This is a genomic window from Polynucleobacter sp. MG-5-Ahmo-C2, assembly GCF_018687735.1.
Lineage (GTDB): Bacteria > Pseudomonadota > Gammaproteobacteria > Burkholderiales > Burkholderiaceae > Polynucleobacter.
In genome coordinates this window covers 1,701,224-1,716,420 of record NZ_CP061304.1, presented here as the reverse complement: position 1 = coordinate 1,716,420, position 15,197 = coordinate 1,701,224, and the positions used below count along the sequence as shown (strand labels likewise).

Sequence of the window (15,197 nt, the reverse complement as noted above, 5' to 3'; positions counted from 1 at the left end):
TCAATAGCTTACCACCTGATAAACTCACTCTTCTATGTTGTTAACCAATAAAAATCGTTTAATTCAGATGCTTGGCAGTGCGCTTGGGAGCCTTGCTCGGGAGCGTGGCTTAGATCAGCCCACTGCGCCACGTTTAGAGCGCCCCAAGGCCGTTGATCATGGTGATGTCGCCTGCAATATCGCTCTTCAGTTATCAAAGGCCTGGAAGCTCAATCCCAGGGAGTTGGCTCAGGCTTTGGTTGAGTGTTTACAAAAAGAGCCTGGTTTTGACCAGCTTATTAATTCTTGTGAAATTGCAGGCCCTGGATTTATCAATTTTCGCTTAAGTAATGCTGCAAAAACAGCGGTAGTCAATGAGATCCTGACAGAAGGCCCCTATTTTGGTGAGCTACCAAAAGATCGGGCTACAGTGGCAAACGCTATGATTGAGTTTGTTTCAGCCAACCCTACAGGTCCCCTGCATGTTGGTCATGGCAGACAAGCTGCGCTTGGTGATGCGCTGGCAAATTTATTGGCAACCCAAGGGACTAAGGTGCATCGTGAGTTTTATTACAACGATGCTGGGGTGCAAATTGCTAATTTGGCTTTATCTGTTCAGGCGCGTTTAAATGGCTTGAAGCCTGGCGATTCGGCTTGGCCAGAGCAAGCTTATAACGGTGAGTATATTGCCGAGATTGCTGCTGCTTTCAAAAGTTCTCCAGAGTACAAGGATGATCTTGAGGCCATTCGTCTTTTTGCGGTTGCTTATTTGCGTAATGAGCAAGACATCGATTTGAAAACGTTCGGCGTGCAATTCGATTGTTATTACTTAGAATCATCTCTATATACCGACGGCAGCGTTGCGCAAATTGTGGGCGATTTACAAAGTATCGGCAAGACCTATGAGTCTGAAGGCGCATTGTGGTTAAGAACTACAGATGATGGCGATGATAAAGATCGTGTGATGCGCAAGTCTGATGGCAGCTTTACTTACTTCGTTCCTGATGTGGCGTATCACACTAGTAAATGGAATCGGGGTTTCCATAAGGTCATTAATGTACAAGGCAGCGACCATCATGGCACGATAGCCCGCGTTCGCTCTGGCTTACAGGGCGTGGCACAAAAGCGCGGCTGGGATATTCCGAAGACTTATCCAGATTATGTTTTGCATAAGATGGTAACCGTGATGCGCCATGGTGAAGAGGTCAAGATTTCTAAACGCGCGGGTTCTTATGTCACCGTGCGTGATTTGGTTGAGTGGTCTGGCGGAGTTACTCCCGAGATGACTCCTGAAACAAGAGAGTTGGCATTACAACGTGGCCGTGATGCGGTGCGCTTTTTCTTGATCTCACGCAAGGCAGACACTGAATTTGTTTTCGACATTGATTTAGCCTTACAGCAAAATGACGAGAATCCAGTGTTTTATGTTCAGTATGCTCATGCGCGCATCAATTCAATCTTGCAGCAATGGGGTGGTCAAATTTCTGATTTGGCTTCAGCTGACTTATCTTTGTTGCAAAGTAAGGCATCAGACCATTTATTGCGTCGTTTAGCAGAGTATCCTGAGGTGCTTACCGATGCTGCTGCTGAGCTGGCTCCTCATGCGCTTGCGTTCTACTTGCGGGACTTGGCCGGCGATTTTCATACCTTCTATAACGCAGACCGTGTGCTAGTAGACGATCAAAATCTCAAGGCGGCTCGTCTGGCGTTACTATTGGCGACCCGCCAAGTACTACAAAATGGTTTAAAAGTATTAGGGGTATCTGCACCCGCTAAGATGTAGTGGCGGTGTATGAAGTGAAAATGTAAGATGAGGAAATGATGAAACAACCGAATCAACAAGCTGGCTTCATAAAGATCGACGGGAAGAACGCCCAGTATGGCGGCACTATCCTCGGTTTTGTGGTCGGCCTGGGCGCGGGATTAGGAATTGCCCTGGCGATTGCCCTGTACCTCTCTAAAAATACCCCTCAAGAAAAGCCTGGGGTTCGTGCGCCTAATCTACCGCTCACCATTAAGCCTTCCGCAGCACCCACTGAAGGCGAGGCTGCGGCTCCGATAGAGCCATTGGATTTGAATAAGCCTTTGCAAGGAAAGTCACAAACATCGGCTCCATCTGATCCGATTGGCGATTTGGTAAGCAGCAAAAAGCCAGCCGAAACTGGCTTAAAAACGGATGCCATTTATTTCCTGCAAGTAGGGGCGTTTGTAAAGCGCGCTGATGCTGACGCACAAAAAGCAAATTTAGCCATCCAAGGAATTCAAGCGCAACTGAGTGAAGTGACTGCTGATGGCAATACTTTATGGCGTGTGCGTGTAGGCCCTTACAATAGTCCTGATGAGGGCAATCCAGTGCGGGATAAGTTAAGCAGCATGGGCATTAAACCAACCCTGATTAAATCCAGCAAATCATGATCTCATTTAGCAAAAGAGCCTTTACATTACTGACATTGCTGTGTCTTAGCGGACTTGTTGGTGCACAAAGCCAAAAGATCGAGGAAGGGTTCGATTACCGCATTCTTCCAATTGCACAACCCGTTGAGACCAAGGGCAAGGTAGAGGTTATTGAGTTCTTTTGGTACGGCTGCCCCCATTGCTACGACTTTGAGCCAGAGCTTACTAGTTGGATGAAGCACCAGCCTAAGGATGTGACTTTCCGCAGAGTGCCTGTTGCCTTTCGTGATGACTTTATGCCACACAGTCAATTATTTTATGCGCTCGAAGCATTGGGTAAAGGTGATGCCCTAAATGAAAAAGTTATGTATGCCATGCATAAAGAGAACAAGCGCTTATTAACTGAGTCGGAGATTGCGGATTGGGTTGCATCGCAAGGAATTGATCGCAATACTTTTCTGGCCACCTATCGCTCTTTTGCTGTGGCCTCTAAAGCACGTGCAGCAAAGCAATTGGCGGAAGCCTATCGTATAGATGGCGTCCCAACGATTGTGATGCAAGGCAAGTACGTTACATCACCCTCGATTGCTGGCACTAAGACTAAAGCAATAGCAGTAATGGATTATCTTGAAGAAAAAATCCGTAAAAATAAATACAAACAGTAACTACCCTACATCGGCCGCTATTTAGATTTTGACGAAGCGGTGCACTATCCAAAAGTAGATGGGATACGGCATGATTCTGAGGAATTTTAAGAACCTTGAAAATCGCTTAGGGAAGTGAATATCAAATTCTCCCCTTTGAATACCATTCAAAATTTCAGTGGCCGCCTCTTCAGCGCTAATCAGGGCAGGCATCTCAAAATCATTTTGAGCGGTTGCTTCGGTGGCTACAAAGCCAGGAGAAATCATGTGAACGCTCACTCCCTGAGGGAGTAGATCGTAGTAAAGCGTCTCGCAGAAATTAATGATGGCAGCTTTGCTTGGTCCATAGGCTAAGGCCTTGGGAAGGCCACTGTAGCCTGCAACACTTCCCACAATAGCAATATGACCTGCGTGAGCTTTAAGCATTTCAGGTAATACAAGCGCAACAGATCTCATGGGCCCCAGGAGGTTTGCATCAATCGTTTGCTCTGCGATATCAATATCAAAGTTGTCCGCCCGAAGGGGTGCATACACACCAGAAACAAATAGCAATAAATCAATCCCGCCCCATGCGCTCAAAATTGATTGGTAGCCATTTTTCAATTGCGCATCAACAGTTACATCTAATGGCACTACAAGTGCTTGCCCTGGATGACCAAGATCTGCAATTGGATGTAAGCGCTCCACTCTTCGGCTGGAGAGTGCCACTTTAGCTCCAGTTTTAATCAATGCTTTAGCGCAAGCCTCGCCAATCCCGCTGGAGGCGCCAATCAACCAGACGCGTTTTTCTGAAAAATCAGGGAGCCCTTTTTGTTTCATGCGCTCAGAGCATTCGGTGATGCTTGTATGGGTTTATGGCTGAGGGTGAATTGCACAACATCAATATTACGCTCTGAAAACCCAGCAGCACAATACATCAAATAGAAATTCCAGAGCCGTACAAAAGCTTCATCAAACCCTAGGTCATGCACTTCATGCAGCTTTTGATTGAATCTGTCACGCCAGAGGCAAAGTGTTTTAGCGTAGTCAGCCCCAAATGCAAATTCTCCGTCAATCTGAAGTCCTGCTTTGGCAGCACTCTCTTTAAAGCTGGTGCGTGAAGGTAGCATGCCTCCAGGAAATACATATTGTTGAATAAAGTCGGTGCTATGGCGGTAACGTTCAAAGAGTTCTTCAGCAATCACAATTGTTTGAATACAAGCTTTGCCACCAGCCTTTAAGCATTTGGCAATCGTTTGAAAATATTCTGGCCAATGCTTTTCGCCAACAGCTTCAAACATTTCTACAGAGGCAATACCCTCAAATTGTTCTTGGCAATCGCGATAATCCTGAAGACGTACAGCAAAAGGTGCGGGGCGTTCGATTTGCGATTGAACTTTTTGTAGCCTATCTTCGGCAAAGGCTTTTTGCTCAGTTGAAAGCGTAAGGCCAGTAATCGCTATATTGCTACGAAGTGCTTCTTCCATGACGCCACCCCAACCACAGCCAATTTCTAAAACATGGTCGCCAGGTTTGGTGTCGAGGGACTGCAAAATGCGAGTGATTTTGGCGCGTTGGGCATCAGCGAGCGATTGTTTTTCACCCTCTGAAAACCAAGCGCTCGAGTAACTCATGGTGGGGTCTAGCCATAAGGTGTAAAAGGCATTACCTAGGTCATAGTGGGCATGGATATTCTTGCGGCTGCCAGTCTTGCTGTTATCCCGTAACCAGTGTCTGATGCGATATAGTATTGATCCATACCAACTACCATAAATCGCTTTTTCTAAAATTCTGCGATTACGAATTGCAAGCTCTAGGACGGCTTTGAGGTCTGGAGTGTTCCACTCTCCGCGAATATAACTTTCAGCAAAGCCAATATCCCCGTGTGACAGAACTTGCTTAAATACAGACCAATCCAGAATTTGAATCTCCGCATGCAATGCGTCTGATTTATTGCCAAATTCTCTGATATTGGCATCGGGTAGTGTTACTTTTAGGTGACCACTGCTAAGTTGGGATAAGAGGCTCAGTAGAGTTTCTGCACCCAAATGAGATTGCTTCTTCTGAGCAGGCCGTTTCGGCTGCGAAAAGTTAAGACGCGAAAGTAAAGATTGACCAGGACGATTCATTTGCTAACTTCAAATTCGGGTGGAGTGGGCTTGGAGTGAAAGGGTACACCTTTTACCCATAGTTTGAATGCTTGCCAATGTATCCGAAAAATGACTCCAAGACTCATCAGTGGGTAACGCAAAAACGCTAGCCAAAGGTTAGATCGACTGAGTGGGCGACTACTACCGCTAATGCTTGTATTGATAAGCGGGAGGCCATCTTCGTGAAGCTCAATACGGCAAACAGAATTTGCACCGCTATTGCTGTCTTGCGGGAATAGGAAGCGAAAATGATAGTTGCCACGCACTGCACAAAATGGCGAAACATGAAATACCTTTTGACTGCTGAGCGTTTCACCTGAGCGCAATACCTCGCCAGAATTTTTATGCAACAGGTAACAGTGGCGCTCGCCAAAGGTATTGTTCACTTCAGCCAATACGGCCTGTACTTGGCCGTTTGCACGGGTGCATATCCAAAAACTCACTGGGTTGAATACATAACCCAATACCCTGGGAAAGGTTTGTAACCAGATTTCCCCATCAATATTTGGAACCTGGTTTTCTTGCAAAATGTTTTCAATCCACCGCAAGCTATCTGCTTGTCCTAAGCCATGGTCTTTATCAAAGAAAGAAAACAAGCCTAGGCGATTGTCGTGAAGCCCGTGCCGACTCAGAAGATCGGAAGCTTGCTGTCTTGCTCGCATCGGAATTGATAGAGTAAAAACACCATAGCCAAAGCTATTCCTAGCCGGTCTAAGTCGCTGATGTTTTACAACCCCAAAGTTAATCTTTGGCTGATTCATTTATTGCGCATCTTGTTTGGGGTGGCTCTTTAGCGGTGAGTGAATACTTTCTATTAAGGCCTCTGCAACCAACTCGCCTGAGCGTAAACCATCTTCATGAAAGCCGAATCCAGTCCAGGCGCCACAATACCAGATTGACGCCGTGCCTTGTATAAGAGGCAATTCTTTCTGAGCTTGGATAGCGCTCATATCGAACACTGGGTGTGAATAGTGAATCTCTTGATGCACTAGTTTTGGATCGGGTTCTGATGCGGGGTTCAGGCTAACAATAATTTGAATGTCTTTTAATTGTGCAGGAAGAGGCTGTAAGCGATTAATCAGGTAGTTCACGCTCACGTGCTGTTTGGATGAAATCGTCATGCCAGATTTAGCAGTGTAGTTCCAAGCAGCCCAACAACGTTTTGCTTCTGGTAAAAAGCGAATATCTGTATGGAGAATGGCACGATTTTTTTGGTAAGGAATTGCTGCCAAAATATTGCGAGCCTGTTGATGAATGCCATGAACGAGATCAAGCGTTTGATCGCTATGACATGCCATCACCACCTCATCAAAAAAAGCTGAACCTGATTGACTGATTACCTCAACCTGAGATCCACCGTCTTGATTGGCATTAACGCGTACAACACCTTCGCGCACAATCTTTACTTTAGACTCTTTAAGGGCGGCAATGATGCGTTTGACATACTCCCGAGAGCCACCTTTGATAGTTAACCATTGTGGACGATTCTGAATTTGAAGCAAACCATGGTTATGGCAAAAGCGGACCATTGTTTGAATGGGAAACTCGAGCATTTGCTCGACTGAGCATGACCAGATTGCGCCAATCATCGGCAGAAAATAATTCTCTTTAAAGCTTTGGCTAAATCGATTACGGTCTAAAAAATTAGCAATAGTTTCATCAGGCTCTTTGTAAAGGTGGCCCGCTTCAATTTGCTCTTGGGCTAGCTGAGTGGCCAAGCGATTAAAGCGCAAGATATCAAAAGCCATTCTCCAAAATGATGGAGATAAAAGATTTGATCTTTGTCCAAAGAAGGAGTTTAGGTCATTGCCTGCCCATTCAATATTCCGATGGGCATGTTTTTTATCGGATGTATCAATCGATACGGAGAAGGACATTTCAGAAGGCGCTACTGGGGCTTTAATTTCTTCAAAGAGGCGGACTAAGCGTGGATATGTTTTGCGATTAAAGACTAAGAATCCGGTGTCAACACCCTGGGAGATTTCTTTTCCATCAATAGCGCACTTGAAGTCGACGGTGTTGCTGTGGCCGCCGATATGATCGCCAGCCTCATACAGGGTTAGGTCAAATTCAGGATGCTCTCGTAGCGCATAAGCACATCCAAGGCCAGAAATACCAGCGCCAATAATGGCAACTCTTTTTTTGCTCATTGGGGTTTTTCTGCCAAGAGTTTTTCGATCTCGGTAGTGATAGTGCTGCTGGTTGGCTTAGTCATACTGCCATACGAGTCAACAAAATTGCCATTGCGATCGATCAAATATTTATAGAAATTCCATTTTGGTGTTGTGCCAGTTTTAGCAATCAACATCTTGAAGAGGGGGTTTGGATTGCTGCCTGAAACTGAACTTTTTGCAAACATCGGAAATTTCACGTCATAAGTATTTTTACAAAAGTCAGCAATCTCCTTATTGCTACCTGGCTCTTGCTGACCAAAGTCATTGGAGGGGAAGCCTAGAACGACAAAGCCTTGATCTTTATATTTGGCATAGATCTTTTCTAGGCCCTCATATTGGCCCGTAAAACCACAAAAGCTGGCGGTGTTGACTACCAGAATCACTTTCCCCTGAAATTGGCAGAGATTTTGAGGTGTCTCATCCTGCAGGCGTGGAAAGGTCTGAGACAGTAAGGGGCTGCAGCTGGGGGCTGCATTGACAACTTGGGCTCCTAATAGGAGGGCAGTTAGGATAAAAACCCAAGTAAAAACTGTACGGGGTAAGTAGGATGACTCGCGGTGCATGAAGCGCCTTCTTTTATTGGATCGTTAGTGCCCAAGTCTAAGACATTCTGAGTAATATCGCTGGGCAGCAGCCAATGCCTTTAATATTGAGTTATGACTTCTTTGCACCCACCTTCTTTTGAGTCTAAGGTTTGTCCTTTAGATCAGCTTGCTGCTCGTATTGCGAAGCTTCCGAGGCCACTGGTCTTTACCAATGGCGTGTTTGACATTCTGCATCGTGGGCATGCCAGCTATTTAGCGCAAGCGCGCGCTTTAGGGGCTTGCTTAGTGGTTGGCGTTAATTCAGATGCATCGGTCAAGATGCTGGGTAAGGGTGAGGACAGGCCTATTAACTCTGAGGCAGATCGTCAGGCTTTGTTGGCCGCACTTGAAAGCGTGGATATGGCTGTGCTCTTTACCGAGCAAACACCAGTGAGCTTAATTGAGAAAATTCGCCCAGATATTTATGTCAAGGGCGGTGATTATGCAATCGACACTCTTGCGGAAACCCATCTAGTCAAAACTTGGGGCGGTAAAGCGATTGCGATTCCATTTCTGTATGAGCGTTCAACTACTAGCTTATTAGGCAAGATCCGCGCTTAAAGATTTTGCAGTAGCCAGGCCCATATGCCGCGCAACACCAAGCCTTCAGTTGCCTCTATTGATAATGAAGATTGCGTTTTAGATTTACTCATCTCGGCTACCAAAATCTTGGCATTACCACCATCAATCCAAACTCTTTCAACGGGATGATTCATTTCTTTTGCTAACTGAATTGCGTATTGAATGGCGCCAATTTGCGCAGCATCACAACCACTGATGATAGCGTTGTTGGTAGATAGACCAAAACCATTGCTACTTTGATCACGAGCTGCGAGCGGCAATTGCGCGGTATTACCCTCTAAGCTTTTTTGCATTAGCTCAAGCCCAGGCAATATCCATCCGCCATAGTGAACGCCATTAGCGCCAAGCAGATCAAGCGTAGTGGCGGTACCAGCATTAATGATGAGTATGTTGGTATTGGAGAGGGCGCGAGCGCCAATGACAGAGGCCCAGCGGTCCGCGCCGAGCTTACTTGGATCTTCATAGAGGGTACGTGCACCGGCGTACTGACTATCGCCGGTGAGTTGTTTCCAAGAAACGTCATTCCATTGCGGAAATAGTGATTGAAGATTTTCAATGGCATCTTGACCGGCAACACAAGTAAAACCAATGGCATCGGGTTTAGGCAAGGTTTTTGCAATGTAATCAGCCAACTCTGATCTGTGTTCAGGTGAGGCTAGCGATTTGCTACTGATTGATCCAGAGTAAGCCCATAATTTTTTTTGTCGATCTGATGGCTGTTGTGTTGATTCGACAGCGGCCCATTTAAGACGCGTATTACCAACATCAAATAGTAAGTAAAGGCTCATGATTGAATTCTTAAGGAAACGTCGCCCGCATGAATGGCAATTGTTTTATTGTCTTGTTGCAATAGTAAAGCGCCTGCATTATCTATGCCCTGAGCAATGCCGCAGATGGGCTCTTTACCTGCGCCAGATATACATACTATCTGGCCTAGATAAGCATCCCATTTTTTCCATTGCGCCTGGTGCTGTTCAAAACCATGTTGATTAAATTCGCTTAAATGATGTTCTAGAGATGCAATGAGCTTCAACCAGAGATATTCCATATCAGGTAGCCTTGATTGAGGTGAAAGCAGCTGATCAAGGGCGCCAATCTTTAATTCAGACTGGTTTCCTAAGCTTGTTTCAATTGCGTTCGCATTCCTCAAGTTCATGCCTATACCAATAATCATCCAGGTTGGATCCGTAGATTTTGCTTGGCCACCCTCTATCAAGATGCCGCCAAGTTTTGCATTATTCAGCAGTAAATCATTTGGCCACTTCAGTCGAAGACCTGCTTGATGAAGCGTTACCTCACTCAAATCACATGCTTGTGCAATTCCAGCAATAACCGCCAATCCAACTAAAAGACTAAGCCCGCTCAGTTCGCCTGGCTTTCTCGTAAATGGATAAGCCAAGGAAAAGCAGATAGAGTCTTCAGGGTGCGCTAGCCAAGTACGTCCAGCCCTGCCTTTGCCAGCTGTTTGTTTATGAGCAATGCGGGCTACTGGGTCAATCAGTTCGCCGGCGCGCCAGCGCTCCAAAAGGTCATTATTTGTAGATTGGGTTTCGGCAACACGTTCAAGGATGCAATTAGCGGTCATTTCGCCATTGTAGAAAGGTCTGACCTAGAATTGTGGGATGGATCAAAAAGATCAGCGCCCCCATAAGTTTGCATGGCCTTTGCAGGCTATGCCTTTGGCTAGGGCAATGAGCCTTAGTTATGCGCTATTGATCGTTTATGTCAGTCTTAACCCTTTTGATTTTGATTTCGGTAATGGTATTGACGCGTCGGCCTGGGTAGGCGCACCGCTGCCCCGGTTTATTACTTTATTTGATGTTTCCGTGAATATCTTGGCGTATATCCCTTTTGGATTTTTGCTGGTTTTTGCTGCCTATCCTCGTTGGCGTAACTTTGTGGCCTTGAGTATTGCCTTGGGCCTAAGTGCGCTACTGGCATTGAGCGTGGAAACTTTGCAATCGTGGTTGCCAACCCGCATCCCTAGTTTGATGGATTGGTGGGCAAATATGTTTGGCGGTTTATTAGGCGGCTTATTAGCCATCCCCCTAGGTCCACAATGGTTATCAGGTAGCGTAATTCGACGTCGCTTTGATCAATGGTTTGGTCTCAATTGGGCCGCATGCGCACTCTTCTTATTATTTCCTTGGTCACAAATTTATCCCCAAAGTTCATGGCTAGGAACCGGCGTGTGGGGCCATGCAATTTTTGGTTCAATCGACTGGGGGACCTTGGTTATCAATCAAGTGGTGCAAGAAACTTTGATTACTGCCCTTTGTTGGCTTGGGGTTGCTTTATTGCTCTCTTCAGGTTTACGCACTAAGGCCCCGCAGTGGCGAATTCTCAATGGGTTGCTTTGCATAACTGTGGTCATGAAAACCTTTTTTACTGCTCTCCAGTTTGGTGGAGAATTCAGCTTGATATGGCTTACAGCCGGTGCATTATGGGGAATGGTGTTGGCAAGTTTCTTGCTAAGAGGCGCCCTGCGACTCAATCAAAGAGGAAGACTTATCTTGGCATTATTTTGTTTAGTGAGCGCTACTATCGCTATTCATGTGCTGCCCGATAATCCTTATTTCATCCTGAATCTGCGGCATTGGCATCAAGGGCGTCTATTACACTTTAATGAGTTAATGCAGTGGGTATCGGTGGTATGGTTACCAATAGCCTTAATTTGGATGATTTATAACGCCGCTGAACTAAAACCCAAACATTGACGAATATAATTTTTCTATGAGCTTTACACACCACCTGTTTTTTTGCTTAAACCAACGTAGCAATGGCGAAAATTGTTGTGATCGTCATAATGCATTTGCATTATTTGAGTACGCCAAAAATAGAGTCAAAGAATTGGGGCTTGCCGGCCCCGGTAAGATTCGTGTAAACAAAGCAGGTTGCTTAGATCGCTGTGCTGATGGCCCTGTGATGGTGGTCTATCCAGAGGGTATTTGGTATACCCTTGTGGACCAGGAAGATGTTGAAGAAATTATCCAATCGCATTTAGTGGCTGGGCGCCCAGTTGAGCGCTTGCAGTTGTCATAGTTATTAGAAAGTTTTTTCATGAATAGCCGTACAAAAGTAATTCATATTGAAGGCATTGTTGGCGCAATAGAAATGTCTATCGATCTGCCAGATGAATTAAAAAGCGACCCTTTCTTTCCAATCCGTGGTTTAGCATTAGTTGCCCATCCTCATCCATTGATGGGTGGCACCATGGATAACAAAGTGGCGGCGACAATGGCACGTGCTTTTAATCAATTGGGTTATGTGAGCGTACGTCCCAATTTTCGTGGGGTGGGTGGCACTGCTGGCGTGCATGATGATGGCGTTGGCGAGTTAGAAGATCTCTTGCAGGTCACTGATTGGATGCGCACCCCATCAAGCTGGTCACAATTTGAAGCGACGGCTAATCAGGCATGGGTTCCAAGCTTAAATAATTTGCCGCTAGTAGTTTCAGGGTTTTCGTTTGGTAGCTTTGTTGGTAGCCACTTGGTGCAAAGGCTTATTGATGTAGACCGGCCTGCAGAGCGTTTGGTGATGGTGGGTAGCGCTGCAGGTAAGTGGACTTTAGCCCCAGTGCCCGCAGATACGATTCTGATTCATGGTGAGTTAGATGAAACCATTCCATTGATCGATGTTTTAGATTGGGCGCGACCGCAAGAGCTCACCGTGCAAGTGGTACCTGGCGCTGATCACTTCTTCCATCGCAGATTGCACTGCATACGCAACATCATCACTGGTGCTTGGTTGGGCATGCCAGATCATCGCAAATAATAAGAAAAGATAGAGAAAAATATGGCCGAAGAAAAGTCACTCATTGAATATCCTTCTGAATTTCCAATTAAGGTAATGGGCAAAGCCAATCCAGAGTATTTACCAGCAATCATTCATATTGCAAAACAATTTGACCCAACATTTGATGAGACTAAAGTTGAGCAACGACCCTCTAAGGATGGTAATTACTTAGGCATTACCTTGCCCATTACTGCTACAAGTCGTGAGCAGCTAGATGAGTTATATAGAACTTTGTCTACACATCCATTAGTTAGCATTGTTCTGTAATTGATTTAATGTCTGCTTTAGTAAAACGCCTTGGTTTAGCTGATTACGCATCAACATATGAGGCGATGAAAGCATTTACTAAAGAGCGCAATAGCTCAACACCTGATGAAATTTGGGTTCTGGAGCACCCCCCGGTATTTACTTTGGGGCTTGCTGGTGATGCGAAGAATTTGCATTCACCTAGTAATCAGATTCCGCTTGTGCAGGTTGATCGTGGCGGTGAGGTTACGTATCACGGCCCTGGTCAGATCGTTGTTTACCTCTTACTTGACCTGAAACGCCTAGGCATCTTCGTAAAAGAATTGGTTTCTCGTATTGAGCAAGCGGTAATTGATACCTTGGCAGATTTTGGGGTTGCCTCAGAACGGCATCCAGGCGCTCCTGGTATTTACGTTTCAGAGCAGTCCAGGGTGCCAGCAGAGTGGATTGGGGCTAAGGTGGCCGCCTTGGGCCTCAAGGTCTCTAAAAGCTGCTCATATCATGGTCTAGCCCTTAATGTGGCCACTGATCTCGAGGCTTTTAGCCGTATCCACCCCTGTGGCTATGAGGGCTTAAAGACAGTGAATATGCAAACCCTTGGGATCAAGGACAATATAGACACTATTAGCCAAAAGCTTTTGGAGCATTTACAAAAGCAACTGATGTCACATGACTACAAATAAGACCGATACCAAGACGACTATTGAGTCTCGTCAAGACCTCAATTACGACGCTACCCGTAAGCAAAAGTCGAGCGAGAAAACTGCGCGCATTCCAATCAAGATCATTCCTTTGACAGAGGTCTTAAAAAAACCGGATTGGATTCGGGTAAAAGCGGCGTCTGGCAATTCTCGATTTAACGAGATTAAAAAGATTCTTCGCGAGAATGAGTTGGTTACTGTTTGCGAAGAAGCAAGCTGCCCCAATATTGGTGAGTGCTTCGGTAAAGGTACTGCCACCTTCATGATCATGGGTGATAAGTGCACTCGTCGTTGTCCATTTTGTGACGTGGGTCACGGTAGGCCAGATCCATTGGATCAAAAAGAGCCCGCTAACTTGGCACGCACTATCGCGGCTTTGAAACTGAATTACGTAGTGATCACTAGTGTGGATCGTGATGATTTGCGCGACGGCGGTGCAATGCATTATGTCGATTGTATTTCTCAATCACGCGACCTCTCGCCTAACACTCGCATTGAAGTGCTTGTTCCAGACTTCCGTGGTCGCCTTGATAAAGCACTCGATATTTTTGCTGAGCATGCGCCTAATGGTTTGCCAGATGTGATGAACCATAATTTAGAAACTGTTCCACGCCTGTATAAGGAAGCGAGACCAGGTGCAGATTATTTACACTCCCTAAAGTTATTGAAAGATTTCAAAGAACGCTTTCCCCATATTCCGACAAAGAGTGGTTTGATGGTGGGTCTTGGTGAAACCGATGAAGAAATTCTAGAAGTCATGCGCGATATGCGTGAGCACAATATCGATATGCTCACGATTGGTCAGTATCTTGCACCATCAGGTCATCACCTCCCAGTGCGCCGCTACGTTCATCCTGATGTTTTCAAGATGTTTGAAGAAGAGGCCTATGCCATGGGTTTCTCCCATGCAGCGGTAGGTGCAATGGTGCGTTCTAGCTACCATGCTGACCAGCAAGCTCACGGAGCAGGAGTTGTTTAGAGCTTGTAAGGCTAGTGTATTGCTAACAGTAATTATTTTGCTGGCGGCCTGTAGCCCAAAGTTAGATTGGCGCACAGTTCAATCACCCCAAGAGAGATATACCGCTCTATTTCCGGGAAAGCCAGATAAATTAGAGCGCCGCATTCCTTATCAAGAGCAAGAGCTTAATCAAACTCTTGAGGCAGTAAAAATCGATAACGATATTTACTCTATTAGTGCAATACAAGTACCAGTCAATCAGGCTGCTGCAACTGAAAAAATAATCACGCAGCTTAAAAATAATTTGCTTGAGAGAGCTAAGGCATCTGGTGGAGCAGTAGCTGAAGAGCGTGCAAGTTATCGAGCAAACAATCGGCAGAAGCTGCCAACGACTGATTACTTCATCACTTTTAAGTTAAATGGTAAAGAGCAACAACAGATGAGAGTGCGCTGGATAACGCGGCAAGCAAGCAATGGAGATTCTTGGATTTATCAGGTGTCGGTATTACATGCAAGCGCAAGCGCTGACGATGTAAAAGTACTTCTAGCTAAAGAAGAATTTACAAACTTCTTTAGTGAGTTTTATCCCGAGTGAACTTAAGAGATAAGAGAAAAACTTAAGAATTTTTTTCTAAAGCTGCAACTTTAGCTTCGAGTGCCTCTAATTTTTCTCTAGTCTTAGCTAGCACTTTAGTTTGTAACTCAAACTCTTCGCGAGTCACCAAATCCATTTTCTGAAAACCTTGATTCATCATTGCGCGCACATTTTTTTCAATCTCTTGCGCTGGAGAATTCCGAATAGCATCACCCACTTTGCTTTGCATGTCGCTAGCAATGCGTTGAATTTGTTCGAGGATTTCGCCGGGTTTTTGCATGATGTGGTTTCGCAGTTCTATGAAAAGTTGCTTAAAAGATACACATTTATATTTTATGTTGTGTGGCTAAAAACGGGCAAATCTCCTAGAAATGGCTCTAAAAGGTGAAAATTCACACCTATAGTGCAATCTTAAG

At 45.4% G+C, this 15,197-nt stretch carries 19 protein-coding genes; 11 read left to right on the top strand and 8 right to left on the bottom strand.

The genetic code is table 11. The features are described from left to right. Nucleotides 1–34 precede the first annotated feature (34 nt). Genes argS through C2740_RS08790 form a run of 3 tightly spaced genes read left to right on the top strand, consistent with a single transcriptional unit; the run spans nt 35 to nt 3,038 of the window. Nucleotides 35–1,762 (top strand): arginine--tRNA ligase, encoded by a 1,728-nt coding sequence (argS, locus tag C2740_RS08800; RefSeq protein ID WP_215293315.1) that lies wholly within the window; start codon nt 35–37, stop codon nt 1,760–1,762. A gap of 35 nt (nt 1,763–1,797) precedes the next feature. Next, complete coding sequence (locus C2740_RS08795) at nt 1,798–2,394, top strand: SPOR domain-containing protein (RefSeq protein WP_215293313.1); 597 nt, start codon at nt 1,798–1,800, stop codon at nt 2,392–2,394. Beyond that, nucleotides 2,391–3,038 carry a thiol:disulfide interchange protein DsbA/DsbL gene (locus C2740_RS08790; RefSeq protein ID WP_215293311.1) on the top strand — a complete coding sequence of 216 codons (648 nt, stop codon included), beginning with the start codon at nt 2,391–2,393 and terminating at the stop codon, nt 3,036–3,038. The genes C2740_RS08795 and C2740_RS08790 overlap by 4 nt, the downstream gene beginning before the upstream one ends. A gap of 21 nt (nt 3,039–3,059) precedes the next feature. Here C2740_RS08790 and C2740_RS08785 read toward each other — a convergent pair whose 3' ends face one another. The 5 genes from C2740_RS08785 to C2740_RS08765 are packed head-to-tail and all read right to left on the bottom strand — an operon-like array spanning nt 3,060 to nt 7,883. Next, the gene (locus C2740_RS08785; protein ID WP_215293309.1) at nt 3,060–3,836 is read right to left on the bottom strand and encodes an SDR family oxidoreductase; all 777 of its coding nucleotides are present in this window, start codon (nt 3,834–3,836) and stop codon (nt 3,060–3,062) included. Beyond that, entirely contained in the window at nt 3,833–5,125 is a 1,293-nt protein-coding gene (locus C2740_RS08780) for a cyclopropane-fatty-acyl-phospholipid synthase family protein (RefSeq protein ID WP_215293307.1), read from the bottom strand. The genes C2740_RS08785 and C2740_RS08780 overlap by 4 nt, the downstream gene beginning before the upstream one ends. Then, nucleotides 5,122–5,907, bottom strand: coding sequence for a DUF1365 domain-containing protein (locus tag C2740_RS08775; protein WP_215293304.1), 786 nt, complete (start codon nt 5,905–5,907; stop codon nt 5,122–5,124). The genes C2740_RS08780 and C2740_RS08775 overlap by 4 nt, the downstream gene beginning before the upstream one ends. Beyond that, nucleotides 5,908–7,296, bottom strand: coding sequence for an NAD(P)/FAD-dependent oxidoreductase (locus C2740_RS08770; protein WP_215293302.1), 1,389 nt, complete (start codon nt 7,294–7,296; stop codon nt 5,908–5,910). It abuts the gene before it with no gap. Beyond that, the gene (locus C2740_RS08765; protein WP_215293300.1) at nt 7,293–7,883 is read right to left on the bottom strand and encodes a glutathione peroxidase; all 591 of its coding nucleotides are present in this window, start codon (nt 7,881–7,883) and stop codon (nt 7,293–7,295) included. The genes C2740_RS08770 and C2740_RS08765 overlap by 4 nt, the downstream gene beginning before the upstream one ends. 93 nt (nt 7,884–7,976) lie before the next feature. Between C2740_RS08765 and rfaE2 the strand changes: the two genes are divergently transcribed. Further along, the gene (gene rfaE2 / locus C2740_RS08760; RefSeq protein WP_215293298.1) at nt 7,977–8,465 is read left to right on the top strand and encodes a D-glycero-beta-D-manno-heptose 1-phosphate adenylyltransferase; all 489 of its coding nucleotides are present in this window, start codon (nt 7,977–7,979) and stop codon (nt 8,463–8,465) included. Here the strand turns inward: rfaE2 and C2740_RS08755 are convergent. Together C2740_RS08755 and C2740_RS08750 are read right to left on the bottom strand one after the other, a co-directional pair. Then, complete coding sequence (locus tag C2740_RS08755) at nt 8,462–9,274, bottom strand: type III pantothenate kinase (RefSeq protein ID WP_215293297.1); 813 nt, start codon at nt 9,272–9,274, stop codon at nt 8,462–8,464. The two genes, rfaE2 and C2740_RS08755, sit on opposite strands and share 4 nt — an antisense overlap. Next, complete coding sequence (locus C2740_RS08750) at nt 9,271–10,071, bottom strand: biotin--[acetyl-CoA-carboxylase] ligase (protein ID WP_215293296.1); 801 nt, start codon at nt 10,069–10,071, stop codon at nt 9,271–9,273. The genes C2740_RS08755 and C2740_RS08750 overlap by 4 nt, the downstream gene beginning before the upstream one ends. Before the next feature lie 37 nt (nt 10,072–10,108). Between C2740_RS08750 and C2740_RS08745 the strand changes: the two genes are divergently transcribed. Genes C2740_RS08745 through C2740_RS08715 form a run of 7 tightly spaced genes read left to right on the top strand, consistent with a single transcriptional unit; the run spans nt 10,109 to nt 14,781 of the window. Further along, entirely contained in the window at nt 10,109–11,203 is a 1,095-nt protein-coding gene (locus C2740_RS08745) for a VanZ family protein (protein ID WP_215293295.1), read from the top strand. A gap of 16 nt (nt 11,204–11,219) precedes the next feature. After that, nucleotides 11,220–11,528 carry a ferredoxin gene (locus C2740_RS08740; protein ID WP_215293294.1) on the top strand — a complete coding sequence of 103 codons (309 nt, stop codon included), beginning with the start codon at nt 11,220–11,222 and terminating at the stop codon, nt 11,526–11,528. Between the two features lie 18 nt (nt 11,529–11,546). Next, nucleotides 11,547–12,260, top strand: a complete 714-nt coding sequence (locus C2740_RS08735; protein ID WP_215293293.1) for an alpha/beta hydrolase — start codon at nt 11,547–11,549, stop codon at nt 12,258–12,260. A gap of 21 nt (nt 12,261–12,281) precedes the next feature. Continuing rightward, the gene (locus C2740_RS08730; RefSeq protein WP_215293292.1) at nt 12,282–12,548 is read left to right on the top strand and encodes a DUF493 family protein; all 267 of its coding nucleotides are present in this window, start codon (nt 12,282–12,284) and stop codon (nt 12,546–12,548) included. An 8-nt stretch (nt 12,549–12,556) separates the two neighbouring features. After that, entirely contained in the window at nt 12,557–13,210 is a 654-nt protein-coding gene (gene lipB, locus C2740_RS08725; RefSeq protein WP_215293291.1) for a lipoyl(octanoyl) transferase LipB, read from the top strand. After that, nucleotides 13,197–14,207, top strand: a complete 1,011-nt coding sequence (lipA, locus tag C2740_RS08720; RefSeq protein ID WP_215293290.1) for a lipoyl synthase — start codon at nt 13,197–13,199, stop codon at nt 14,205–14,207. Before lipB ends, lipA begins: the two co-directional genes overlap by 14 nt. Beyond that, a complete protein-coding gene (locus tag C2740_RS08715) occupies nt 14,170–14,781 on the top strand; it encodes a hypothetical protein (protein WP_251369638.1) in 612 nt (203 codons plus the stop codon). Before lipA ends, C2740_RS08715 begins: the two co-directional genes overlap by 38 nt. A gap of 22 nt (nt 14,782–14,803) precedes the next feature. Here C2740_RS08715 and C2740_RS08710 read toward each other — a convergent pair whose 3' ends face one another. Next, nucleotides 14,804–15,061, bottom strand: a complete 258-nt coding sequence (locus C2740_RS08710; RefSeq protein WP_215293289.1) for an accessory factor UbiK family protein — start codon at nt 15,059–15,061, stop codon at nt 14,804–14,806. Between the last annotated feature and the right edge of the window lie 136 nt (nt 15,062–15,197).